General features: G+C 62.3%; 19 protein-coding genes and 2 pseudogenes. 10 read left to right on the top strand and 11 right to left on the bottom strand.

Annotated elements, in window-relative coordinates:
• Positions 1-7: 7 nt before the first annotated feature.
• The 7 genes and pseudogenes from QFZ33_RS03710 to QFZ33_RS03680 form a co-directional block, all read right to left on the bottom strand.
• Complete coding sequence (locus QFZ33_RS03710) at positions 8-1,009, bottom strand: shikimate dehydrogenase family protein (RefSeq protein WP_307024963.1); 1,002 nt, start codon at positions 1,007-1,009, stop codon at positions 8-10.
• Positions 1,010-1,083: 74 nt separating this feature from the next.
• A pseudogene (locus QFZ33_RS23830) lies at positions 1,084-1,179 on the bottom strand (SDR family NAD(P)-dependent oxidoreductase); the annotation flags it as partial.
• 162 nt (positions 1,180-1,341) lie between these two features.
• A complete protein-coding gene (locus tag QFZ33_RS03700; protein WP_307024961.1) occupies positions 1,342-2,340 on the bottom strand; it encodes a Gfo/Idh/MocA family protein in 999 nt (332 codons plus the stop codon).
• A complete protein-coding gene (locus QFZ33_RS03695) occupies positions 2,337-3,242 on the bottom strand; it encodes a sugar phosphate isomerase/epimerase family protein (protein WP_307024959.1) in 906 nt (301 codons plus the stop codon). Before QFZ33_RS03695 ends, QFZ33_RS03700 begins: the two co-directional genes overlap by 4 nt.
• Complete coding sequence (locus QFZ33_RS03690; RefSeq protein WP_307024957.1) at positions 3,239-3,823, bottom strand: VOC family protein; 585 nt, start codon at positions 3,821-3,823, stop codon at positions 3,239-3,241. Before QFZ33_RS03690 ends, QFZ33_RS03695 begins: the two co-directional genes overlap by 4 nt.
• Entirely contained in the window at positions 3,820-4,815 is a 996-nt protein-coding gene (locus tag QFZ33_RS03685) for a LacI family DNA-binding transcriptional regulator (RefSeq protein WP_307024955.1), read from the bottom strand. Before QFZ33_RS03685 ends, QFZ33_RS03690 begins: the two co-directional genes overlap by 4 nt.
• Complete coding sequence (locus QFZ33_RS03680) at positions 4,808-5,788, bottom strand: Gfo/Idh/MocA family protein (protein ID WP_307024953.1); 981 nt, start codon at positions 5,786-5,788, stop codon at positions 4,808-4,810. The genes QFZ33_RS03685 and QFZ33_RS03680 overlap by 8 nt, the downstream gene beginning before the upstream one ends.
• Before the next feature lie 143 nt (positions 5,789-5,931).
• Here QFZ33_RS03680 and QFZ33_RS03675 point away from each other — a divergent pair, with 143 nt between their 5' ends.
• From QFZ33_RS03675 to QFZ33_RS03665, 3 genes are all read left to right on the top strand, one after another.
• Positions 5,932-6,579: a bifunctional 4-hydroxy-2-oxoglutarate aldolase/2-dehydro-3-deoxy-phosphogluconate aldolase gene (locus tag QFZ33_RS03675; RefSeq protein WP_307024952.1), complete on the top strand. Its 648-nt coding sequence runs from the start codon at positions 5,932-5,934 to the stop codon at positions 6,577-6,579.
• Entirely contained in the window at positions 6,576-7,124 is a 549-nt protein-coding gene (locus QFZ33_RS03670; protein WP_307024951.1) for an AAA family ATPase, read from the top strand. The genes QFZ33_RS03675 and QFZ33_RS03670 overlap by 4 nt, the downstream gene beginning before the upstream one ends.
• A gap of 344 nt (positions 7,125-7,468) precedes the next feature.
• Positions 7,469-8,881, top strand: coding sequence for an MFS transporter (locus tag QFZ33_RS03665; protein WP_307024949.1), 1,413 nt, complete (start codon positions 7,469-7,471; stop codon positions 8,879-8,881).
• Between the two features lie 268 nt (positions 8,882-9,149).
• On the opposite strand, the gene QFZ33_RS03660 is transcribed toward QFZ33_RS03665, so the two are convergent.
• Positions 9,150-10,475 carry an MFS transporter gene (locus QFZ33_RS03660; protein ID WP_307024947.1) on the bottom strand — a complete coding sequence of 442 codons (1,326 nt, stop codon included), beginning with the start codon at positions 10,473-10,475 and terminating at the stop codon, positions 9,150-9,152.
• 209 nt (positions 10,476-10,684) lie between these two features.
• Between QFZ33_RS03660 and QFZ33_RS03655 the strand changes: the two genes are divergently transcribed.
• Both QFZ33_RS03655 and QFZ33_RS03650 read left to right on the top strand, forming a co-directional pair.
• The gene (locus QFZ33_RS03655) at positions 10,685-11,389 is read left to right on the top strand and encodes a hypothetical protein (protein WP_307024945.1); all 705 of its coding nucleotides are present in this window, start codon (positions 10,685-10,687) and stop codon (positions 11,387-11,389) included.
• 709 nt (positions 11,390-12,098) lie between these two features.
• The gene (locus QFZ33_RS03650; protein ID WP_307024943.1) at positions 12,099-12,671 is read left to right on the top strand and encodes a recombinase family protein; all 573 of its coding nucleotides are present in this window, start codon (positions 12,099-12,101) and stop codon (positions 12,669-12,671) included.
• Positions 12,672-12,945: 274 nt separating this feature from the next.
• Here QFZ33_RS03650 and cspE read toward each other — a convergent pair whose 3' ends face one another.
• On the bottom strand, positions 12,946-13,149 hold the full coding sequence (gene cspE / locus QFZ33_RS03645; RefSeq protein WP_104046164.1) for a transcription antiterminator/RNA stability regulator CspE: 204 nt from the start codon (positions 13,147-13,149) through the stop codon (positions 12,946-12,948).
• 267 nt (positions 13,150-13,416) lie between these two features.
• Positions 13,417-13,878, bottom strand: a pseudogene (locus QFZ33_RS03640) (ATP-binding protein); the annotation flags it as partial.
• Positions 13,879-14,193: 315 nt separating this feature from the next.
• Here QFZ33_RS03640 and QFZ33_RS03635 point away from each other — a divergent pair.
• Positions 14,194-15,525, top strand: a complete 1,332-nt coding sequence (locus QFZ33_RS03635) for an MFS transporter (protein ID WP_307024941.1) — start codon at positions 14,194-14,196, stop codon at positions 15,523-15,525.
• A 40-nt stretch (positions 15,526-15,565) separates the two neighbouring features.
• Positions 15,566-16,555, top strand: coding sequence for an NAD(P)H-dependent flavin oxidoreductase (locus QFZ33_RS03630; RefSeq protein ID WP_307024939.1), 990 nt, complete (start codon positions 15,566-15,568; stop codon positions 16,553-16,555).
• 351 nt (positions 16,556-16,906) lie between these two features.
• Here the strand turns inward: QFZ33_RS03630 and QFZ33_RS03625 are convergent, their stop codons facing one another.
• Positions 16,907-19,063: an amylo-alpha-1,6-glucosidase gene (locus QFZ33_RS03625; RefSeq protein WP_307024936.1), complete on the bottom strand. Its 2,157-nt coding sequence runs from the start codon at positions 19,061-19,063 to the stop codon at positions 16,907-16,909.
• A gap of 940 nt (positions 19,064-20,003) precedes the next feature.
• On the opposite strand from QFZ33_RS03625, the gene QFZ33_RS03620 reads away from it, so the two are divergent.
• The 3 genes from QFZ33_RS03620 to QFZ33_RS03610 all read left to right on the top strand — a co-directional run bounded on the left by QFZ33_RS03620 (position 20,004) and on the right by QFZ33_RS03610 (position 23,176).
• Positions 20,004-20,750 (top strand): DUF5058 family protein, encoded by a 747-nt coding sequence (locus QFZ33_RS03620; RefSeq protein ID WP_307024934.1) that lies wholly within the window; start codon positions 20,004-20,006, stop codon positions 20,748-20,750.
• A 20-nt stretch (positions 20,751-20,770) separates the two neighbouring features.
• Positions 20,771-21,505 carry a hypothetical protein gene (locus QFZ33_RS03615; RefSeq protein ID WP_307024932.1) on the top strand — a complete coding sequence of 245 codons (735 nt, stop codon included), beginning with the start codon at positions 20,771-20,773 and terminating at the stop codon, positions 21,503-21,505.
• 201 nt (positions 21,506-21,706) lie between these two features.
• Positions 21,707-23,176: an amidohydrolase gene (locus tag QFZ33_RS03610; RefSeq protein WP_307024929.1), complete on the top strand. Its 1,470-nt coding sequence runs from the start codon at positions 21,707-21,709 to the stop codon at positions 23,174-23,176.
• Positions 23,177-23,307 lie beyond the last annotated feature (131 nt).

Raw genomic sequence — 23,307 nt, 5'->3', positions numbered from 1 at the left:
CCTTTCTTCATAAGGGCAGTTGCGCTGTTGTGCGCAGTTCTTCGGCTGTCGCAGTGCCGAATCCGAAGAACTCGAGGTAAGCGGGGATCATCTCGAACAGCATGTCGCTGCCCACCTGAACTGTGCATCCCTTTTCCTTGGCGGCCTGCAGGAATGGGGTCATTTCGGCCTTCAGCACGACATCCCCGACATAGGAGCCGGGGGTGATCCGGTCGATGTCGACAGGCATGGGGTCACCGTCCCTCATGCCGAGCGGGGTGGCGTTGACGATCAGATCGTAGCCCTCGGGATCTTTGGACCCCATGGCGATCTGCACGTCAGGGTAGTGCGCGCTGATGCGCTGGGCGAGCGCGTCGGAGGCACCTGTATCGGGGTCGAACAAGCCGATGCCGGCAAGTCCGAGGCCGGCCAATGAGGCGGCGATCGGCGAGCCCACGCCGCCGTTGCCGACGACCAGGGCCCGCTTGCCGTGAGGGTCGAATCCTTTGCGCAGGGCGCCGCGGACGAAGCCTGCTCCGTCGAACTGCTCGGCCAACAGTGATCCGTCATCTCGCCTGAGGACGGCATTGGTGGCACCGGCGATCTGGGCGGTTGGGCTGACCTCGTCGACGAGGTTCATGGTGACCACCTTGTGCGGCATGGTGACAAGCGCACCTCGGATGTTGGTTAGCGTGAAGACGGAGCGGAAGAAGTCGGGGTAGTCCTCCGGTTTGATCCCCATGGGGACGACGACTGCATCGATCGCGTGCGTTTCAAACCATGGGTTGCAGATCAGAGACGACTTGAACGTGTGCGTGGGATATCCCAGGTGCGCGATGAGCGTCGTCGTTCCGCTGATCATCGGGTTCGCGCGTTTGTGCGGTGCACCCAGCTCCGTCACTGGAACATCTGTCCAGGAGCAGAGTTGGTCGCCGTGCTCAGCCCAGTACTCGTCCCACTGTGCGAGCTTGACAGGGTCGCGCTCGAGGCCTCGCTTGCGCAGCCTGTCCTGCAAGATATCGGGAGCCACGCGGACCTGGATGACTTCGATGACAAGAAGCCGGCCAGTTCCTGGCCCTCCTTCGGGCCGTGGTCGGCACCTATGACGAGGGCCCCTTCGGCTGTGAGTGCGTTGACGACTGCATCGCCGATTCCGCCGCTTGATCCGGTCACCAGAACGACTTGGTCTGCTCTTTTCATCTTTCTAGGGTCCTTACTTGAGGTGTTTCCCAAAGGGTGTGCCATGGCTCCGGGCGCGGCTGCTTCAGTGCGCATCGCTCCGTGCCCTGACCTGCTGCTGCACTGTTGAAGCCCTGTTGTCCGCAATCCCCCGGTCCAGGGTGGCGTACGTGCCCGTGCTGCCTAGCTGTTGTTCGCGCTGGTGGCGTGGCTTGCCCATTGCCGGCCTTCTTGTTCTTCTGTGGGCAGTCCGGAGGCGGCGAGGATCCGGTCGAGCAGCCTTTGGGTGTGAACGGCTTCGCGGCCGGAGGTCAGTGGCTGGGCCCGGTCGGCGACCCGGTCCAGGAAGTGGTGGACGGCGGCGGAGAATCCGAGCGTATCGGTCGCTGTGGCCCAGCCGTAGGCCTCGGCGCTGAGCTCCCGTGAGGTGGTGACTCCCTGGACGGTGGTCGACACTGTTTCGGGGGCGCGGACTTCCACGGTCTTGCCATCGCCGTAGGCGTCGAGTTTTTCATTCCAGGCACCTGCTGTTCGGGCAGCCATGAGCACTCCGGTGTTGCCGGTGCTGAATCGGATCATGGCTGCGACGCCGTCTTCTTCCCAGGGGTCGTCGCCGGCTGCGTGTGCGGCCACGTCCACGGGTTCGCCACCGCAGTACCAGCGGAGCAGGTCGACCATGTGGATGGCGTTCTCGAACGTGGCGCGGTATTCAGATCCGGGGCGGTTCTTTTGCGCGACGCAGAAGGTAGCGCCTTTCTCGCCGAACAGCTCACGGCCGGCGGTGTAGACGGGTGCATAGCGGCGGTTGAAGTCGACCATCAGGATGCGGCCTCGCTCATCGGCCAGGTCCGCTAAACGTTCTGCCTCCTCGGTGGCCGGGGCCAGGGGTTTTTCGCAGAACACGTCGACGTCGCGGTTCAGGCACAGTTGGACCGCGTGGGCATGTTCGGAGCGGGGCGTCAGGACGAAGACGGCGTCCAGGTCCTGTGAATCCAGCATGTCCTCGACGGACCGGTATGCGGAGCCGAAGCCCCAGCGTCGGACCAGGCTGCTCGGATCCTCACGGCGGGACACCAGGGCGGCCAGCTCAACATCGTCGCGTTGGACGAGTGTGGGCAGTTGGGCAATGGTGGCGATGTTTCCGGCGCCGATGACGCCGACGCGCAGGCGGTTGGTGTTCATCGGGCGTTCCTTACATGAGCGGGATCTGAGAGCATGGCGCGCAGGACGTCGGCTGATTCCCGGAATCCGTCCTCGGGCTTGGGAAGGTCTTGCCGGTGCCAGCGGTATTCAAGTTCGATGCTGAGCACGTCGTCGTAGCCGTGTTGCACCAGCCCGGCGAGAATTTGGGGCCAGGGAACGACACCGCTTCCTACGACGCGGGATCGTACGGCCCGCTCGGAAGCGTTGACGCGTGCTGTTTCTGTTGCGCGGAAGGCGGCGTTGGGATCGGTGAAGACAAGGTCCTTCACGTGCACGTGGCCGATCAGGTCGCCTTGGACAGCGAGGGCCTGTTCGAATTTTTCGTCGTGGGTGAATGTCAGGTTCGCCTGATCGTACAGAACGCGGATGGCCGGGTGCGCGACTTCGCGGACCAGGGCTGCGGTTTCGGCCGCGGACTGGGTCATTGTTCCGAAGTGGTTCTCAACGCAGAGCCGCACGCCTGCCTGTTCAGCTTCGGGTGCAAGGGTTTGCAGTGCATCCACGAGTCTTGCCCATCGCCGGGCGTGGTCGGAGTCTCCGGCATGCCAGGATCCGGCGTAGACACGAACCCGGTCAGCCCCGACCATGTGCGCGGTTTCAATGGCGCCGCGGAATTCATCGACCCCGCCGCGCCACTCAACGTCATCGAGTGAGTTGATGGCTGTGGTGTAGGGCGTCAGGCCTACGATCGGCACGCCTTCGCTGTCGGCAGCCTTGAGTGCCTCCATCGCTGCGCGCCGGTCCCCCAAAGGCAACCCTGACAGGTAGTCGTCCTGGTAGATGACTTCCGCGGCGTCGAGGCCGGCGGCTTTGAAGAGCGCTAGTGCTTGGGGAACCGTGTGGTCCGGGGTTCCGAGTGTGTGACCTGCAAGCCGCATCATTGGTTGTCCTTTCTGGAAGTGATTGGAGCCGCTGCCCAGTCCGCAGGACCGACCAGCCGGGGTGGGGCGGCGACGCGGGACCGGTCGACGATCTCCATCAGCATCCCCCAGGGGGTGAGGAAGTAGGTCCAGCGGTTGCCGGCTACGCGCGGGCTGTCACCGGCAACTTCTTTGCGCTCACCGAGCACCCGTACCCCAGGTGTTTCTCGGAGCACGGCGATCGCTTCATCGACGTCGTCCACGACGAAGCACAGGTGGTGTCCGCCGGCATCGCAATGCCGTGGCGGGGTTTCGCGCCGCTCAGCGCTGCTCCACTCGAAGAGTTCAATATTGAGGTTCGGGGGCAGGCGGAGCATGGCGAGGGTAAGTTTCGCATCTGCCGGGACGTCGAAGTTTGTGGGCATGAATTCTTCGTCGGGCCCGCGTTCGGAGCGGTACAGTTCCTCGGCCCCGAGCACGTCGACGAAGAACCGGATACCCTCCTCGAGGTTGGGGACGGTCAGGCCGATGTGGTCCGTGTGCTGGAGCCCCGGCAACCGCCGCAGTGTTCCTGCCGGGGCGCCGTTAGTATGCGCGGTCATTTGCGTGGTCCCGAGGTGGAGGCACGGACCAGAAGTTCAGGTTCGAGGACGATGTGGTCCACCGTACCGTCGATGTTCTGCTTCTCTGCCAGTTCGATGGCGATGTGTCCCATGTCGGCGATGGGTTGCCGGATGGTTGTCAGGGGAGGGTTGAACCGGGCCCCCAAAGCCAGACCGTCGAAGCCGATGACTGACACGTCCTCCGGTACGCGCACTCCGCTTTTGCCGAGGGCCGAGATTACCGCAAAGGCAACCATGTCATTGGCGGCGATGATCGCGGTCGGCGGCTTCTCCATTTCGAGGAAATGCTCTGCCCCACGCGTGCCCGCATCCAGATCCGACCCGCTGTCCAGCACGACAGGTGCGCTGCCGCTGTCGGCGGACAGCTCCAGGTACGCGTCCATCCGGTCCTGGGCGGTGTGCGTTCCGGCGATGCCGGAAACGTAGCCGATCGAAGTGTGCCCCAGCGAATGCAGGTGGTCCAGCGCGAGCATGATTCCGCGGCGGCTGTCGACGGTGACCGTTGGGACCGCATCGTCGCCTTCCACCCGGTCGATCACCACCACTTTGTGGCCGAAGTCGAAGCGTTTCAGGGCCTCGGTATCGACCTTTGTGGAGGGCGCGACGATACCGAAGGGGGCATACATGGCCTGCATGGCGGTGAAGTATCCGTCGGTCTTGGCAGGGTCGCCGTTGGTGACGCAGAGCAGTAGTTGGTAGCCGCGCTCGTCCGCCGCCTGCGTCATCGTCTTGGCAAGTTCTGCAAAGAACGGGTTGGTGATGTCAGGGACGATCAGAGGGATGAAGGTGCTGGTCTTTGTGCGAAGCGCCTGGGCGAGTGGACTCATTGTGTAGCCCAGCCCCTCGGCGACCCGGAGGATGTGCTCGCGGGTTTCATTTTTTACCGCTTCCGGGCGGGAGAATGCCCGGGAGACCGTGGACCGGTGGACACCGGCGGCCTTAGCAACGACGTCGATACTCAGATCAGGCATGTTCTCTTCCTCCGTGCTGGTCGTCATAGGCCTGCCAAATGGGGCGCATGACGTTTTCGAGCTGGGCCAGCGTAGGCAAGCCCTGGAATCCATCTTCCAGCGTCTGGGCGACCCGCCGCACGAACGGATCGTAGAGGGGGTCGCTGTCCACGTTGATCGTGGCGGACTCCGTGGTGCCATCGGCTGCGGTGAAGGTGGCAGAACCATCAGAGTCAACGGAGGCATATCCGGCCTCGCCGGCCGAGGTGTAGCTGCAGTAGCGCTTCAGCGGGGAGCCCGGGAATGCGTAGCCAACCTCCACGATGGCTTCCCGTCCCTCCGGCGTAGTGATGATGAGGCTGGCGTGGTCCTCAACCGCTCCGCCGTGCAGCGTTGACGAGAGCCGGGACTGGACACGTACCGTGGTTGCGTCACAGCCCTGCAGGAACAGGTCCACGAAGTGTGGGCCCAGGTTCGCCAGGCATCCTCCGCCCGCCTTGGCCGGGTCCAGCATCCACGGATTGGCGTTATCGAGGTAGCGGGAGGGCGGTCCGGCAATGAAGGAGGTCCGTTGATATGTTGGCCGGCCGGCTTTGGCGAGCCATCGATCGGTGGGACCGCCCCGCTGGATCAGTGGGACGGTGGCGGGCACACCGGCTGCATCGGCGGCTTTGCGCACGGCAGTAAGTTCGGCAAGGGACGTTCCCAGCGGTTTTTCCACCACGAACGGGATACCGCGTTCGATCAGGGCATGGCACTTCTCGGCCATCCCGTCATGGGGACCAAAAACGTAGGCTAGGCCAATATCGGGAAGGTCAACCAGCTTCTGCCAGTCAGCTTCCACCGGAGCTCCCCAGCCCTCGGCAAGCCCCTGCACGAGGGACACGTCCTCGTCACTGACGCCGACGACCTGATGCACTTCAGCGATCGCCTGGGCGTACAGCGGAGTGTGCCAGTGAGAAGCACCAAGAATGATTGTGCGTTCGTGAGTCAACCGCGATACCCCCTTGTATGAGATCGGTTGCTGAGATCGGTTGCAATAACAGTATGGATGGTGGGAAAGTTTGTCAACGACACTTCAACAGTGGCCCAGGCAACAAGGAGCATCACCACGCCTGGGCCCCAGGAAAGGCAACCGTGTATAAGAAACTTCGCACCCTGCAGACCATCGACGAATCCGGCGCCGTCCTCATCGTCCGCCTTGAGAACGCTGAGGTGGCGGAACGTGTTGCGGAAGCTGCCATTGCAGGAGGCTTCCGCGCCCTTGAAATCACACTTTCGATCCCGGGGGCCGTCGATGTAATCCGCCGGCTCTCCGCCAGGCATGGGGCCAATGGAGTAGCGATCGGCGCCGGAACGGTGCTGGACGAGCACTCCGCCTATGAGTGCATCCGCGCGGGGGCTGAATTCCTGGTCAGTCCCCAGCTGAATCCGGCAATGATCCGGACAGCAAACCGGTACCAGGTACCCACCGTGAGCGGGGCCTACACACCCACTGAGCTTGTTAACTCCGCGGAGGCCGGCGCCGACATTCTCAAGCTCTTCCCCACCGAAGCGGGCGGCATTCCTTACGCCAAGTCCGTGCTCGCCCCCCTTGCGCATCTGCCGATCATGCCGGCGGGCGGCGTGACCGTAGAGAACGTCGGCGAATGGTTCGCGGCGGGCGTAGCAGGTGTCGGCGTCGGCAGCTACGTGACAAAAGCATGGCAGCCGGACGGCGACTTCAGCCGCGTCACCAAAGCCGCCGAGGAGTTCCTGTCAGCAGTGGCAGAGGCCCGCCGATGACAGTCCCCAGCGTGTTTATTGTCATCGGCCCGGCCGGCTCAGGGAAAACGACGGTCGCGCAGAAAACAGCGAGAGAACACAACGCGGCATACCTGGACAAGGACCGGGTATGCGGACGCTTCGTCGAGTTCGCGCTGAAGGCGACCGGACACGACCCCACCGACCGGGAGTCCAACGACTACTACCGAGACAACCTGCTGCCCCTCGAGTACGAGACACTCATGGACGTGGCCGGGGCCAACCTGCGCCTGGGCCGGTCCGTCGTGCTCGACGCCCCTTTCGGAGCCTACTTCGACGAACCGGATTTTCTGACGCGCGCGGCAGAAAAGTTCCATTGGCCACCTTCTGAAACGACGGTGGTGCGGGTGAGGGTCCCCCAGGATCTTCTACGGGACCGGATTACCCGCCGCGGCCTGGAACGGGACCAGTGGAAACTTTCCCATTGGGAGGAATACTGGTCCGTTTACGGGAGCTTGGAATGCGCGTGGTCCGGAGCCCGGTTCGTGGACTACAACAACGAGACACCCCTTCCGGCAGAGGGGTGATGCTCGAACCAGCAGGCCAGCTCATTTCGGCCAGTTCTACGCCGGCCGCTTTTACAGCCCGCAGCATGAATGGGCCATACCACCCCTAAATCGGCCGAGGCAGCACGTCTGCCTCCAGTGCAAAGCGGGGGCCCTCCCGCGGAGGCGGCAATGCCAGAACCTGCGACGCGGCTCACAAAAAGACGTTGACAGTCTCTTTTGTCGCCCTTAGTGTTGTTGCAACCGATCTCTGCAACCGATCTCAGCAATCGATCTTATTAGTTCCGGTGAAAGCCGTAGGACCGATTGCCTCCGGTTCAATCCCTGACCCCCTCCTCAGCAAACGTGAAAGTATGGAGAGTTCAATGAAGACCTCAAAAGATGCGCTCGACAGCTCGGGCCTTCCGGAAGTGCCGGAGCCGCCCCGGCGCTCCGTCAACATGGTGGCAGGCACGATCGGCCACTTTGTGGAGTGGTACGACTGGTACATCTACGGGCTGCTGGCAGCGGTGTTCGCGGGACAGATATTCCCAAGCGAGAACCCGTTCGCGTCCCTTGTCGCAGCGCTGCTCACCTACGCGGTCGGTTTCGTTGTACGCCCGCTCAGCGGAATCATCATTTCGCCGCTGGCCGACCGCTACGGCCGCCGGCTCATCCTGACGCTGTCCATCTCCGGGATGGCGCTCGGCTCTCTGATCATCGGCCTCACCCCTTCATTCGCGACGATCGGCTACGCAGCACCTGTTCTCTTTCTGGTTGCACGCATCCTCCAGGGAATCTCGGCCGGCACCGAGCAGCAGAGCGCCATCGCGTTCATGGTCGAACACGCTCCCGCGAACCGGAGGGGCCTGTTCGGCTCGTTCTCCAACATGGCAAGCGGCCTCGCGACCCTCGCAGCGACTGGTTCGGCCGCGATCGTGACATCATCCTTTGCTCCCGCCGAACTCGCAGCCTGGGGTTGGCGCCTCCCGTTCCTCGTGGGCGGCGTCCTCGGCGTCGTCGGTCTCATCCTGCGCGCGAAGTCGGATGAGACCCCTGAGTTTGAGGCAGCTGCCCTCGTCGACCAAAAGTCCGCCTGGGCGCGCCTGAAGGACCTGCTCCGCGAACACCCGAAGGCTCTGCTCCAAGCAGCGGCACTCTCTGCCCCGGCCGTGGCCTACTACACCTGGGCCACCTTCCTCCCCACCTATGCCAAGCTGACCACCGGCCGGGACCTGTCCTCCACCCTGGCCGGAAGCGTTATCGGCCTGGTTTTGCTCGTGGTCATCGTGCCGGTCTGCGGATACCTTTCCGACCGCCTCGGCCGACGTAAAATTTTCCCCATCATCGGCGCCATCGGCATGATCGTGCTCTTCTACCCGCTGCTTCTGCTGCTGAACCAGCCAGGCTTCTGGGTCTACGTTCTGGTCTCTGCGTCCGGTTGGGTGGTTCTCGGAATCTGGCAGGCGGTCTACCCGACAATCCAGGCCGAGCTGTTCCCTGCCTCAGTCCGGGTCGCCGGTATCGGCTTCGCACACCAGATCGTCATCGCCGTCTTTGGAGGCACCGCACCACTTATCGCCGCTGCATTCGTCGGCGCCGGACAGCCCATGTTCGTTGCGTACTACATGATCGCCATTGTCACCCTCTCCCTCATCGTCTACTTCACGCTCCCCGAGACCGGCAGCAAGGGCGGGCGTGTCACCGTCGCACCGGCAGACCCCGAAGTGCTGGAGGGCGAGCACCTGCTCTTCGAGACCCCACGCCGCGGGGCCCAGGCGAACGGTTCCAAGCCGTAGACGTCCTTCTCCTCCCCGAACACAGCACATGAGGAAAGCCCTCGACCGGCTCCGGTCGAGGGCTTTCCTCTGCTTGGGTGGTGCCGGCTCCCAGATGAAGTACACCCCAACCTGACGGGCCGTGGAAGTCCTGCGTTCTTCTAAGGGGCGTCAAGGGAAGTCACTCCCCCATGGCCAACCGCACGCTCTCCGTCAGCCATGGGGGCTTTCCCTGAACTTGAGGTCCCTCACCAGGGAACGCCCGCGGGAGAGCAGCGGATACTCTGCCTCAGCGCAGGGTCTTTTCCTTGGTTTCTGGTGCCCAGAGGATGGAGAGGATAAGCCCGAGTAGGGGGAAGGCCGATACCAGCAGCAGTGTGGCCGAGGTTCCCAGTTCTGCCAGGAGGAGCGGGAACAGGTAAGTGGCACCGGCCGCGGAGATGCGGGAGAACGCTGCGGAGAAGCCCACGCCGGTCCCGCGGACACGAGTGTCAAAAATTTCGCTGGGGTAGACGTACTGGATGTTGTTCGCTCCCGGGGCCATAAACAGGTAGAACGCGAAGAGTCCTACGGTCAGCCATAGTGGAGCGTTGCCGAACAGCCCGAGGGACAGCAGGGTCAGGAACATCAGGGCGAAGGTCCAGTTCACGAAGCCGCGCCGGGTCAGCTTGTGCAGCAGATACAACCCGAAGACGGCACCGGCGAGTTGGACCATGTTGAGCCAGATTCCGACGGTGACGGCGTCCGTGATGCCCAGGCCGTTGAAGACCGGGGTGAGGAATGTGAAGATCGCGAAGAATGGGCCGACCTGGCAGAACCAGAACAGTCCGGGGTACAGGTGTGTGCGCCAGGTCTGCCGGGTGAACAGCTCAGAGAGCTTCGCGTTCTTCTGGTCAAGCTTGACTTCAGGAAGGACGTAACCCACGCCGTAATGCTTGAGCACGATAGCTTCCGCCTCGTCGTCACGGCCACGGGCCTTGAGCCACATTGGGGACTCGGGCAAGCGAGAGCGCAGCACGAACACGATGAAGGCGGGAACGGCGCTGGTCGCCAGCAGCAGGCGCCAGTTATCCCCGGACCAGAACAGCCCGACCATGAAGGCGGCGACAAAACCGATCATCCAAAAGACGGCGAAGTTGCCCAGCAGCACGCCGCGGCCCTTCTTGCGGGAGAACTCGGCCAGTACCGCGGTGCCGACGGCATACTCAACGCCGATGGCGAGGCCGAGCGCGAGGCGCAGGGCTACGAGATCCCAGACGCCGACCGTGAACAGCTGGAGCAGGGACAGCACCACGAAGGCGATCAGGTTCCACGTGAACACCGGACGGCGCCCGTACCGGTCGGCCAGGGAGCCGAAGATCAGACCGCCGATGAAGACGCCGATCAAGGCGCTGGAGGCGATCAGGCCCTGGCTTAGCGCGGTGAGGGCAAGATCGTTCTCCGCCAAGGCGATACCTGGACCGACGATGCCAAGGACATAGCCGTCGACTGCCGCGCCTCCCAACACGCAGGCGGTGGCCAGCGCGTGGATCGGCTTGAAGGGAGCGTGATCGAGCGGGACCGCCGCGGCCGCAGGAGCCGGAGCGGCGGGCGAAAGGGGCTGTTCGTGCGACATAGACCGTCTCCTGGGTCGTTCGGTGTGCGCGGAAGCGCGTCATATATAGGAATGCCACGACTAATATATCTGTGAACGTAATGGCAGTCACATCCGAGGATAAGAAGGTCGAAACAATCCCAGAATTTCCTCGAACGGCAGGCTAAATCTCTTGGCGATTCACGACCGATAGAGACTCATTGGCGGAGTCAGGAGTTTAGAATCCTCGCATGGGGACTAATGAAGAGAAATACGGCAAGAACGAGGGAATCAGAGGATTCAGGCGAGTAGGCCGAATCGATTTTGCTCCGGACGCAAAGGGACCGGCACGCCTCGAATCGGCCGTTCTTTGGAACGATCCGTTTCCGCAGGCGCTGGACGACTTCGAAGAGCTCAGCTGGCGCGACCAGCAAATGGTCATAGCCAGAATGCGCCGCCGGGAGCAGCTGGTCAGTATCAAGCTACTCCCCCTGGCTTGTGTGCTCCTCGCTGTCTTTGTCGGCGGGGCTGTGACCTGGTTCGCGCGCTCCGAGTGGCCTGCCGCCGAGTTCATCATTGCCGCCGGTATTACGTCTGGTCTCTTATTCCTGATCCTCGTACTGATGCAGTTTTTTGGCATGTGGGAGCCGCGGTTGACTGCCTGGGTCGAAGCGTTCAAGGACAGCCACGGACTTAGCACGAAGGCAGAGGAGGAGGTGTGGAAGAAGAAAAAGGATGTCTCGGTTCATAAGGAGGAACCTTTGACCGGCCCTGAGAGGCCTCCTGCGGACTCGGACCTCCCGATGCCCGCCCCCATGGAGCCGAACGTGAATCCGTCCGAAACGAGGCGAGCTCGTCGGGAGATGGCGGAGAAGGGATTGTCCATGGATTCTTCCAATGGAAAGCCGAATATTGACGATCGAACCTCTGTCGAATCAGGCTCTCATGCCAGCTGAAGACGCTCGCACGTCTGGCATGGACTCGGGTTCCGCATGTCTGGCCCCTATGCCCTGAGACGTGCTCGTATGGTCAAGGCATGGCGGCGGGACGAGCGGACGACGATCAGGGAGATCCAGCTCTTGTCGGGTGGAACGCCTCAATGAAGTTCTCGGGGAGCCGTAGACCTGACTCCCCAGCCCACGTTGTATCAGGCTACTTGTGGGACCACTTGCTTAAGCCAGCATCCGGGGAACAGCCTAGCGCCGCCGTGCCCGACCAGTCGCCCCGTGACACGGACCGACCGGCCCCTCAAACCATTTGCCTCTTACTCCCCGATCTGGTGCCTGGTGCAACGGAGCACCACGCTCCGCCTGCTTCGCCTGACCGTTCGGGCGCACCACCCACCAGACCTCCTCGGGCCAGGACACGCAGGGTGGGTTCGAATTAGCTGCCGTCGTGTCGGATGCTGGTGCGTGTCGCCGGGTCCTACCGCCGGCGACACTCGGGTGGAGTGAGACAACGGCTTCGGGAAACTCCGGAGCCATTCGTTTCGCCGAAGGAAAAATGATTCGAGCGATATCAGGAGGTCCCAGTTCTTGGGAACTGAGACAGCTTGAGTCCAGATACGGCACACCCCACTCTGACATCAAACGATCGAAGTATCTTGACCTGCTTCGGTAAAGGCCATAGAACTCAATCTGACAGGTTGAGGGTTTGGAGGCTCTGGTGGCTGGTCAGCGGATCGGGTACGTGCGCGTCAGCACACTTGACCAGAACGAGAAACGCCAGCTCGAAGGCCAGGTTCTGGATCGGGTCTTCACGGACAAAGCCTCGGGCAGGGACACGACCAGACCGGAGCTGACTGAGCTGCTGCGGTTCGCCCGTAACGGGGACACCGTCGTCGTGCACAGCATGGACCGGCTCGCCCGCAACCTGGATGACCTGCGCTCACTGGTCCAGACCCTGACCCGTAAGGGCGTGCGGGTGGAGTTCGTCAAAGAGAGCCTGGTCTTCACCGGGGAGGACTCCCCCATGGCCAACCTCATGCTCTCGGTAATGGGTGCCTTCGCCGAATTCGAACGCTCCCTGATCAGGGAGCGGCAGCGGGAAGGCATCGCCCTGGCCCAGCAGCGCGGCGCCTACAAAGGACGGAAAAAGACCCTCACACCGGAACGCGCGGCCGAACTGGTCCAGCGGGCAGCCAATGGAATCCCCAAATCCGTCCTCGCCAGCGACTACGGCATCAGCCGGGAAACGGTCTACCAGTACCTCCGCCAAGCCCAAGCCAAGCCCTTTTGAACCTTGTAGAGGATTTCGTTGTCCTGTGCTATTCCGCCGAGGCGGGCAAGGAGTCCGAATTCACGAAGTAGGGGCGACAGTGGTTCTGGATGCGCGGGCTGTGGGTGCCCAGACCCGCCGCTGCTGCTGTTATGGAATTGTTGGACCTTCAGAACGGTTGCCTTTGGGCTGGCGGGCCTCCGTGTGTGGTCGTGCCGCTATGCGTGCGGCTCCGGGGCTGGGTGAAAACAGAGAAGCTGGCCGGTTTGCAGCCGGCCAGCTTCCTGAGAACCACTTAGAGCGGCTGGATGTTCTCCGCCTGCGGACCCTTAGGGCCCTGGGTGACGTCGAACTGAACCTTCTGGTTCTCGTCCAGGGAGCGGTAGCCGCTGGATGCGATTGCTGAAAAGTGTGCGAACACGTCAGCGCTTCCGTCGTCGGGGGCGATGAATCCGAAGCCCTTTTCGGCGTTGAACCACTTGACCGTACCTGTTGCCATGCTTTTTTCCTTCACGGGTCGCGGGCCGGATCCGCTTTTCGGATTGCCGTCCCCGCCACTCACATGTTGAGCCTATGTGTCAGTGCCGGTGCGGGCAACAGATTGGTCAAAAAGCGGAACCTGGATGAAGCGGTCTGCCCCACTGCCCAGGGCGTAGTCGAGGCTCCACGCGAGCCTCTGGGATTCAGTCCTGTCCAACCGCGTGTCAGCGATGGTCGAAAAGTGAGCCATTTCGTGGGTTGAAAAGGTGAGCCACGTTGACGTTGGTTATTCTCCCGTACTTTCCGGCCGTGTCGAGGGCAGCGAGTCGGCCAGGGTGTGCTTGAGCCGCTAGCTGGAGCCCTTGAGGGTGATGACTTCGGCGTGGTGGACGATGCGGTCGATCATGGCGAGGCCACGACCTGGTCTCCGAAGACGTCGCCCCAGCGGGCGAAGGGCAGGTTCGAGGTCAGGACCAGCGAAGCGTGCTCGTAGCGCGATGAGACGAGCTGGAAGAACAGGTTCGCGGCGTCCTGCTCGAACGGGATGTAGCCGACCTCGTCGACGATGATCAGCCCGTAACGGCGCAGCCTGATGAGTTCTTTGGGCAGTCTGCCGTTCTGATGTGCCGGGTTGGAGCCGGGCGACCCAGTCGATCGCGGTCGCGAAAAGGACCCGGTGGCCCAGTTGGGTGGCACGTAGGCCGAGCCCGGTAGCGAGATGTGTCTTGCCCGTCCCGAGCGGACCGATTCATCCGTTTCATTGAGAGAGTAGTGCTGCCTTCAGGCGTCGCGCTTGTTCGGCTGGAGTCCCCGACTTAAACATCCCGCACTGTGACTGACACCACCCTGCCCCGGCTGTACGTTCTACATCTATAGATACTTTAACATCGCATTTGTAGAATGATGCAGCGGACAAGCGGCTAAGCAGCACCATGATCATTTACTCGAATAACTACCGCACGCACTCAGGAGCAAGGCCACCTGCTGCTGGAATACGACACGATCACGACGTCCTGATCGACGCAGCGGTGCTGGCGACCCATCTAAGACCAAAAGGTAAGTCATGACACAGGTCAACCGAACCAACCGTGTCGGGATCCCCGGCGCGGAGAACACCAGTCTCAACACCAAGAGCATGCGGCGGATCATCGCCTCGGCGTTTTTGGGCAATCTCATCGAGTACTACGACTTCCTGCTGTACGCCACAGCGTCGGCGGTGGTGTTCAGCCAGGTCTTCTTCAGCGACCTTCCCCCAGCGGTCGGCGTTTTTGCGTCGTTTGGCACCTTGGCAGCCGGGTATTTGGCTCGACCCTTGGGCGGTGCCGTGTTCGGGCACTTCGGCGACAAGTACGGCCGGAAAGAAGTCCTCATCGCCTCCATGATGCTCATGGGGATCTCCACCACGCTCGTCGGTCTGATCCCGAGCCCGGCCACGATCGGGGTCATGGCGCCGATCGTGCTGGTCATGCTGCGCCTGTTGCAGGGCTTCGCCGTGGGCGGGGAGCTTGGTGGCTCGATGCTCCTGGTTCTCGAGCACGCACCCGCAGAGAAGAGGGGCTTCGCCGCCAGCTTCGCTAACATGGGGGCCGCTGCGGGAGGCATCTTCGCGACCCTGGCGATCGCCTTGGTCTCATTGCTGCCGAACGACCAATTTGTCACCTGGGGCTGGCGCGTCCCATTCCTGTTCAGCGTCCTGCTGCTGGCTGTGGGGTACCTTATCCGGCGCTCAGTCACTGAAACCCCGGTCTTTGCCAACATGGACAAGACCGAGGCCCCCGACATCCCGCTCGTCGCGATGTTCAAGAACAACGGCAAGAATCTCTTGACCACAGTGCTCTCCGGCATGAGCCTCTACGCCATCGCTGGTATCACTACGGTTTGGGGTCTGTCGCGTGCCATCGAGGCTGGTGTTGAGCGGACCGACGCTCTGCTGGTGACAACTGCCGGCTCCATCGCCTTGGTCGCATCGACCATGATGAGTGCCAAGATCAGTGACCGGCTCGGTCGGCGCCGGGTGATGATGACCGGTGCCGTGCTGATTCTGCTCTCGGTGCCCGCCCTCCTCTGGCTCATCGACAGCGGTAGCGTCTGGTTCTTCACGCTGGCCGTCGTGTGGGCGCAGGCTGTTGAGGGACTCATGTTCGGCCCGTACGGAGCGTTCGTGGGAGAGCAGTTCCCCACCCGGGTTAGGTACACAGGAGCCTCCCTGTCCTACCAGTTTTCCTCGATCATCGGTGGCGGAATGGCCCCGCTGGCGGCCGCAGGCTTGGTTGTGTTTGCCAGTGGCAGCACCGTTGCCCTGGGTGCTGTGTGGGCTCTGACGATCGCCATCACAGTCGTTGCCATCTACCGGGCGGAAGAGCGCCGGAGCCATCATCTCGAAGAGATCAAATAGAGAAGAGGACGTTGTGGGTTACAGGAATTACACTCAGCTTTTGGGCATCAATCACCCCATCGTGCAAGAGGGGATGGGGCCCTTCGGGACCGCGCGATTGGCCGCTGCGGTCTCGCAGGCTGGGGGCCTCGGCACGGTGAGCATGCCGGGTATCCCCGAGAACCTCGCTGAGGGAGCAGAGGTGCTCAAACGGGACATTCGGCTCTGCGCCAGCCTTACCGATCGGCCCTTCGCCGTGAACATCCCCGTCGGCGTGGACTCGGGAGGGCAGTCCCTGCCCGACGCCGAGGTTTATATCGAAGCCATCCTCGAGGCCCAGCAGGAGAGCCCGGAGATTCGCGAAAGGCTCCGTGCCATCACGACCTCGGCAGGCTTCCCGGGCAGGTTCGTCGACCGGATCCACGAGGCCGGCCTGGTGCACCAGCACAAGGTAGGCAGCACCCGCCAGGCCCGAAAGTCGGTGGACGCCGGGGTTGACGTCATCATCGCCGCCGGCTTCGAGATGGGTGGGCACGCACCGGCCAGCGGCATGCACACCATGGTCGTGGGACCAAACATCACCGAGGCCGTCGACGTTCCGGTGCTACTCACGGGGGGCTTTCGGGACGGTCGTGGCCTGGCAGCGGCTTGGTGCCTGGGGGCCAGCGGTGTGGCCATGGGCACCCGTTTCATCGCCAGCAACGACTTGGACTGGCACCCCGCTTATCGGCAGGCCGTACTGGACGCCGAAGAGAGCTCCGATGTCGCCTTCGACGGCGTGCACGGGCCCTGCCGTGCACTGCGCAATAGCGCCACCGATAAATTCTCCCTCGCAGGATCCTTGCACCGCGCCGGATCAGGCAACGACCTCGCGCGTGTGCGGGAGAAGATCCGCCTTATGCAGCGCGCCCAAATTGAAGGTGACGTCAATAACGGGTTGGTGCTTTCCGGGCAGGTGGCCTCCGGAATTCGCGAAAGCATCGACGTTGCAAGCTTCATCCCGCAGATGATGGCCGAAGCCCAGTCCATTGTCCATTCGCTGGCCAACTGATCCCCGTCCATCTTTGCGCCGTGGAACCGGTTACGGGCCTAATGCCCATACCCGGCGATACTCCGCTGTCGAAGGCTTCTTGGAGCGGTGGTCAGTCCGACTCCAACCGTGAACTTGCGGCGGATTGCCACTGGTAGATTCGTCGCGCACGTCAGCGATCCGTTGCGTGCAGTGGAGGGGGTCGGGATCAGCCTCCGCCGCAAGGGCACCCAGCACGCACAGCCATCAACTATGCGCGAAATCGGAGCAGACGTGAAGAGCAGTGCCAGGAGAACCTGCGCGGGGCCTCGCGGTCGACACCCACGAACGCTTGTTGAGCAGCAGGACCGGGCAACCGAGAAACGGTAAATGCTATATCTCCGGGCGCAGATTTGCCCGCTCCATGAGTTCGGTCATCCACAGCCGGTGTCCGCTGTGGAGGACCATTCCCTGGGGCAGGCCGTACACGGAGGCGCTGGTACCGGACGCGTCTATGGTGACGGGTCCGGCGCCTGTGGGCGCGTTGTTGATATGCAGGTCGCCGAAGGATTCCGGGAGGACTGGGTCCAGCCAGAGGCCGCCGAGGGACACGTATACGTCGTAGCGCATCAGGCTCGTTACCAGGAAGATCGGCGTGGTTGCCGCCCAGGCCTGTGGCGAGCACGCCGTAGGATAGGGCACGGGATGCCCGAACTGTTCGCGGTCAAAGCCGCAGAACAGTTCTGGCAGGCGGCCGTCCGAGTAGTCCGCCGCTTCCAGTAGCGCAGTGGCGATCCGCTGGGCCTCGTGCACGAACCCGTAGCGCAGGAGGCCCGCCACGATGACAGCATTGTCGTGGGGCCAGACGGAGCCGTTGTGGTAGCTGGCGGGGTTATAGGCGCCCATGTCGCTGGCCAGGGTCCGCACGCCCCAGCCGCTGAACATCTCCGGGGACATCAGGCGCTCGGCCACCGTCGGCACCTTGTCTTCGTCCACGATGCCATACCAGAGGCATTGCCCCATGTTGGAGGCGCAGGCGTCGACTGGGCGCTTGTCCTTGTCCAGGGCGACAGCGTAGTAGCCCTTGTCCGGCAGCCAGAACTGCTCGTTGAACCGACGCTTCAACCGGGCCGCACGTTCCTGCAGTTCGCGAGCTAAGGGCTTGTCGCCGGCGTCGTAGGCCATCCAGGCCCGGGACATGTACGCGCTGTAGACGTACGCCTGCACCTCGCACAGCGCGATGGGCCCCTCCGCCATACGCCCATCGGCAAAGTTGATTCCGTCCCACGAATCCTTCCAACCCTGGTTGAGCAGGCCATGGTCGTTGAGCCGCTCATATTCTACGAAGCCGTCCCCGTCCTTGTCGCCGTAGTCTCGGATCCATTCAAGCGCGCGGTCTGCGTTGGGCAGTAGGGCGGCGATGGTTTCCCTTGCAAAACCCCAGCGGCTGACTGCGCCCAGCACGTTAACGAACAGGGGGGTGGCGTCGACGCTGCCGTAGTAGGCGTTCTTGCCGCCCAGGGACAGCCCACTGGAGACGCCGAGCCGAACCTCGTGCAAAATCTTGCCCGGCTCCTCCTCGCTCAAGAGGTCCACCGCGCTGCCCTGACGCTCGGCCAGGGTCTGTAAGGTGCCTAGGGCCAGGGACGGGTCCACTGGGAGCGCCATCTGCGATGCCCACAAGGAGTCGCGGCCGAACAGGGTCATGAACCAGGGCGCCCCGGCAGCCACAACTACGCGCTCAGGGTACTCCGGGTCCTCGATGCGCAGCGCGCCCAAGTCGTCGTAGCTGCGCTGCAGCGTTCGTTGCACGGAACGGTTGCCCATCCGCACGACCGGAATCCTTGCCACCCACTCCTGCCGTCGCACGTCGCGCGGTGACATTTCACCCCGTGCAGGATGGACGATCGGCGCCGCAAGGTTCTTGCCATCGACAGTGGGCACCACGCTCAAACGAATGCTCCAGTGCCCTTTGGCCGGTATCACGACGTCATAAGCCAAAGCATCGGCCGTGGCCTTGGCCCCGTCGGCGGTTATGGTGACACCCTTGTGGACGTCCTGCCAAGTGGCACTGATAGTCAGCGATCCGCCTTTGGGCTGCCGCGTCTCGTCCCATTGCCGCTGGATGCGCGCTTCCTTCACCTCGAAGAGGTCCGCGAAGTCCGCTTCGGCACTGAGGCGAATTACGCATTCAGCAGGTTTGAGCGAATAGTTGCGGACCGTGACCTGTTCCAGGATGCCGGCCCCCACGTCACGCTGCCGTTCCACGAGTAGTGGGCTGTCGGCATAGCCGTCCGCGCGCGGCACCCGGCCTGCGAACAGCGCCCTGTAGGGTGCTTTCGTTTCCGTCGCCAGCGGCTCCACCGGCTGGCCGTTGACGGTCAGGTTCCAGCGGGACAGGATGCGGGTGTCTTGGAAGAAGACCCCGTGTGGCAGCTGGGGATAGATGTCCCCGTTGGGCTGGGAGATGCAGAAGGACGATCCCTCCACGAGGGTCACGATACCGGCGCCCAGCGGCCCGGCAGCTGTATCCGCATTCCATCCCGCCATTTCCGGCTCCTTCACGTGGATCGGCATGGTGCTCAGCGTGCAGGTTCACAGCGAGGTTCCCCGCGTGCGATCACCGTCGTAATCGACGGTACGCCTGTCCGTTCCCACGAACCAGAGCCGGCTACGGCAGGTCCTCCCGTGCTCTTCGGCGGCATCGCGTTGCCGGCCTGCAGTAGGGCAAGCTAGGAACAGCAATGCGGATACGCCTCGGGAGCATAATGGGATCTTCCTTGAGAGAGCCGTAACGGTGTCCAAATCATCCGGTTCCCGATAGGGCAAAACTCACCGGGTCTTCGCCCAAATTGGCCCAACCGCAACAATGTGACAGGTTGAACCGCTGGAACACCATTGCGGCGGTGACGCGCCGGCCTGTACGGGTCACCGATCCCCACAATTCCCTGTTTGGCACACCCAGACCGTTGATCCAGCGCAGCAGGCCGGCTTGCCCCGAACTGGATGGCGCGGGGACGAAGGTCACACTGCTGGGTACAGGGGTCCTATTCGGGGAATTTTCCACAGGTATTGGACGACGATTAGCACACTTGATAAGGACGCCGAGGACCGTACCCCCGTCAACAGCGGCATTTGTTGGAAGTTCTTCGTCCGTAGATAGCCCTAGCCGCATACATCAAGCCGCCAAGCCGATGAGTAAACCGGGGTACTGCGGGTCCCCCGTGCGCCTGCTGCCCGTTGATCAGCACGTCTGCGGGAGCGAGTTCGTGGAAGCCCACCGAGCCGCTGCGAAATTGCGCAAAATGTCGGCGCTCACTGCCTCGCCCGTCCTGGCGCGGGTCCAGCGATGGAGAGAACTACATAACGACAAAAAAGATTGACTTACCGCCATGCAAGGGGCCATATTTGATGCATGTCGACATATAAGGCCGTTCTGATGAAGCTCCTCGACATGTCTCCCCCTTTCTCGAACTCCTAAGGAGTAACGGTGGTTGTCACAGTTGTCGATCCGGGCTCGACGGATATCCAGCCCCTGATCCATCACCCGGTGCTCTGGATTTGCGCCGCCGGTGTTTTCCTGGTGATCATTCTCCAGTCCGTCATCTATTTCAGAGCGATCCGGCAAGCCGCAGGCGACGCCGATCTCAGCCCTTCGCAGGTCCGAAGCTCTGTCCGAACTGGAGCTGTAGCTGCCATCGGACCTTCCCTTGCCGTCGCCCTCATCGCGATCTCGTTGCTGCCGCTTTTCGGTACTCCCGCTGTGCTCACGAGGATTGGTCTGGTCGGTTCGGCGGCTTTCGACGTCGCCGCTGCAGGGCTGGCGGCGGGAACGCAGGGTGCCCAACTCGGAGGCCCCACGTACACACAGAAAATATTTGCTCTTGGTTTCGCTGCAATGACAATGGGCGGGCTTCTCTGGATGCTGGCAACGTTGATCTTGACACCCATCCTGAGCAAAGGTGACGCCAAGCTCCGCCAAGTCAATCCCGCGGTCATGACTGTCGTTCCGGCCGCGGCGCTTTTGGCAGCATTCTTTACATTGACCTTCCAGGAGACCCTCAAGTCCCCCGTTCACCTTCTCACCGTGATCTCCTCTGCCGCTGCCATGGGCCTGTGCCTCCTGATCGCCAAGCGTTTCCATCTCCCCTGGCTTCGGGAGTGGGGTCTGGGCATCGCGATTTTCGTCTCGCTGGCCGTTGCATACCTCGTCACCAATTCCGCGCCGGTCGCCTAAGCCGTAGAAAGAAGCATTCGATGTCAGCTTCCACGCAAATCCGCAGCGGCTTCGCCGCCTTTGACCGCACCACTTCAATTTGGGGTCCCATAACCTTGGGACTCGGGCTGTTGATTTCCCTTGTATCCGCTCTCTACGCAGCTTTTGGAACGGGTCTCGGTATCACTGGCTTGGAATTGTGGGGAGCGGTCGGGGCCGTAGTGGCTACCTTCGGCCTCTTCGCCATCGTCGAGCCTGTATCATACTTTCCTATCCTCGGCCGCTCTGCGATGTACCAGGCTTTCCTAATTGGGAACATATCCAATAAGCTCCTTCCCGCCGCAATCGTGGCGCAAGCCCAGCTGGGTGAAAAGCCCGGCAGCCGCAGGGCGGAACTGATCGCCGGCAGCGCAATTATCGGTGCGGTGCTGGTTCATATCACGACACTCATCGTCTTCGTGGGCGTCTTGGGTACGTTGATAGTTGGACTGCTGCCACCCGCAATGATCAGTGTCGCAAGGCTGTACATTCTGCCGGCAATTTTTGGTGCGGTCGTCCTCCAAAGCGTGTTGGCTCTGAAGAGTATCCGCACCACCATAGTCGCTGCGGTCATTGCCGGACTGGTTGTGTTCATAGGCGCACCGCTAGCTCCGGGGATCACGGTCTTCGCTACTGCCATTGCAGTGATACTGACCATCATCATGGCCTGGCTTACGCGTTCCAAAACGCAGTCGACCAGTGGGTCAGGGTCCCCAACGGCAACTGTTCCTCACTAGGCAAGCGCGGAACCGAAAAAATCAGCCATCCGGAACCGTGGGCAGTCACGGGTCCAGGCCTAATCGAGGCACCTGATCTCGCCGACACCGTCCATGGGCGTGCCCTTAGGGGCCAATGCCAAAAAATCGGCGGGACTGTCCTATCAATGGGTCGGTCTTCGCCGACGGCCACGCCCAATCTCCGATAGAAGGGAATCAACTATGGAACACCTGAATCATTTGATTAAAGACATCGAGGCTCTGGCCCCGGAATTCACAGCATTGTCGGACTCGATCTGGGACGAACCCGAACTGCGATGGGAGGAACACGCCGCGGTCGCCAAACAGATCGCCTTGGCGGAGAACTACGGTTTTTCCATCTCGCGGGAGGTCGCCGGGATACCGACTGCATTCTCTGCCTCGAAGGGATCCGGCGGCCCCGTGATCGCATTCCTCGGGGAGTATGACGCCCTAGCGGAGTTGAGCCAGGACGGCGGAAACACGGAGCGATGCCCGGATCCGGGAAACCACTCCGGAAACGGTCAAGGGTGTGGCCATCACTTGTTGGGCGCCGGTTCGCTCCTCGCGGCCGTTGCCACGGCCCGGTATCTGGAGAAGAACGGTCTGCCTGGGCGCGTGCGGTACTACGGGTGCCCAGCTGAGGAAGCGGCCGCCGGAAAGAGCTTTATGGTCAAGGCCGGGGCCTTCGCCGGGGTTGATGCCGCCATCACCTGGCACCCCTTTGCGAGCACACTCTGGAAGCAGAACCTGATGCTTGCGTATGCACAGGTGTACTTCCATTTCAAAGGCGTAGCGGCCCATGCCGGCGCAGCACCGCACATGGGGCGAAGCGCGCTCGACGCCGTGGAACTGTTGAACGTAGGCACAAACTTTTTGCGCGAGCATATGCCGGACACGGCGCGGATCCACTACGCAATTACCGACGCAGGCGGCTTGTCACCGAACGTCGTGCAACCCCGAGCCTCGGTCTACTACATCATCCGTGCCACAGATGGGCAACAAATGCGCGACCTCTACGAGAGGGTGCTCAAGGTCGCAAAGGGAGCGGCCCTGATGACCGAAACTGAACTCACCGTTGAGTTCGACGGGGCGTGCTCCGAGATTCTTCCCAACGAGGCCCTCGAACAGGTTCTTTATCAAACCACAAAGGCCCTCGGTGGCGTTCCTTTCGACGCGATGGACCAATCCGCTGCCGCCCGTTTCGCGGCTGGACTGGATCACCGCGAAGTCCGCAACGCCAAGACCTCGATCGGATGGGGCCCCAATGAAGAGAAGGCCCTCCACGACGAAGTCCCGGACCAGAGCCCCTTGCCGCGCGTGCAGCTGACGGGTTCGAGCGACGTTGGCGACGTCAGCTGGTCTGTGCCAACGGTGCAGATCATGGCCGCAAGCTTTGCACTAGGCACCCCTCTCCACACCTGGCAGGTAGTAGCGCAGGGCAAGCTGCCTGCCGCACACAAGGGCATGATCTACGCGGCCAAAGCAATGTCCGGCACTGCCGTGTCCCTGTTCGCCGACCAGGGACTCATCGCCGACGCAAAGGCCGAGTTCGACACCATCATTGCAGAGACCCCCTACATCTGTCCGATACCGGACGACGTCATGGCACCGCCGGTCCGCCGCGCAAGAATCAACGAACTTCAGGATGAACTCAATATGCAGAGCATCTGAAAGCCAAGGTCGTTTTCGCAGGGCCGCCCGCTTGGCAGGGTGCGAGGGACTGGTGTTTCAATTTGGTAAGCCCCGGATTTCCCACCAGTCGCTCGTACCCTACTCTGTGTACATCCCCAATTGTGGAAGGA

It is taken from the genome of Arthrobacter globiformis (assembly GCF_030815865.1).
GTDB lineage: Bacteria > Actinomycetota > Actinomycetes > Actinomycetales > Micrococcaceae > Arthrobacter > Arthrobacter globiformis_B.
The sequence above is the reverse complement of the archived record's forward strand: the minus strand, read 5'-3'. Positions and strand labels throughout refer to the sequence as shown.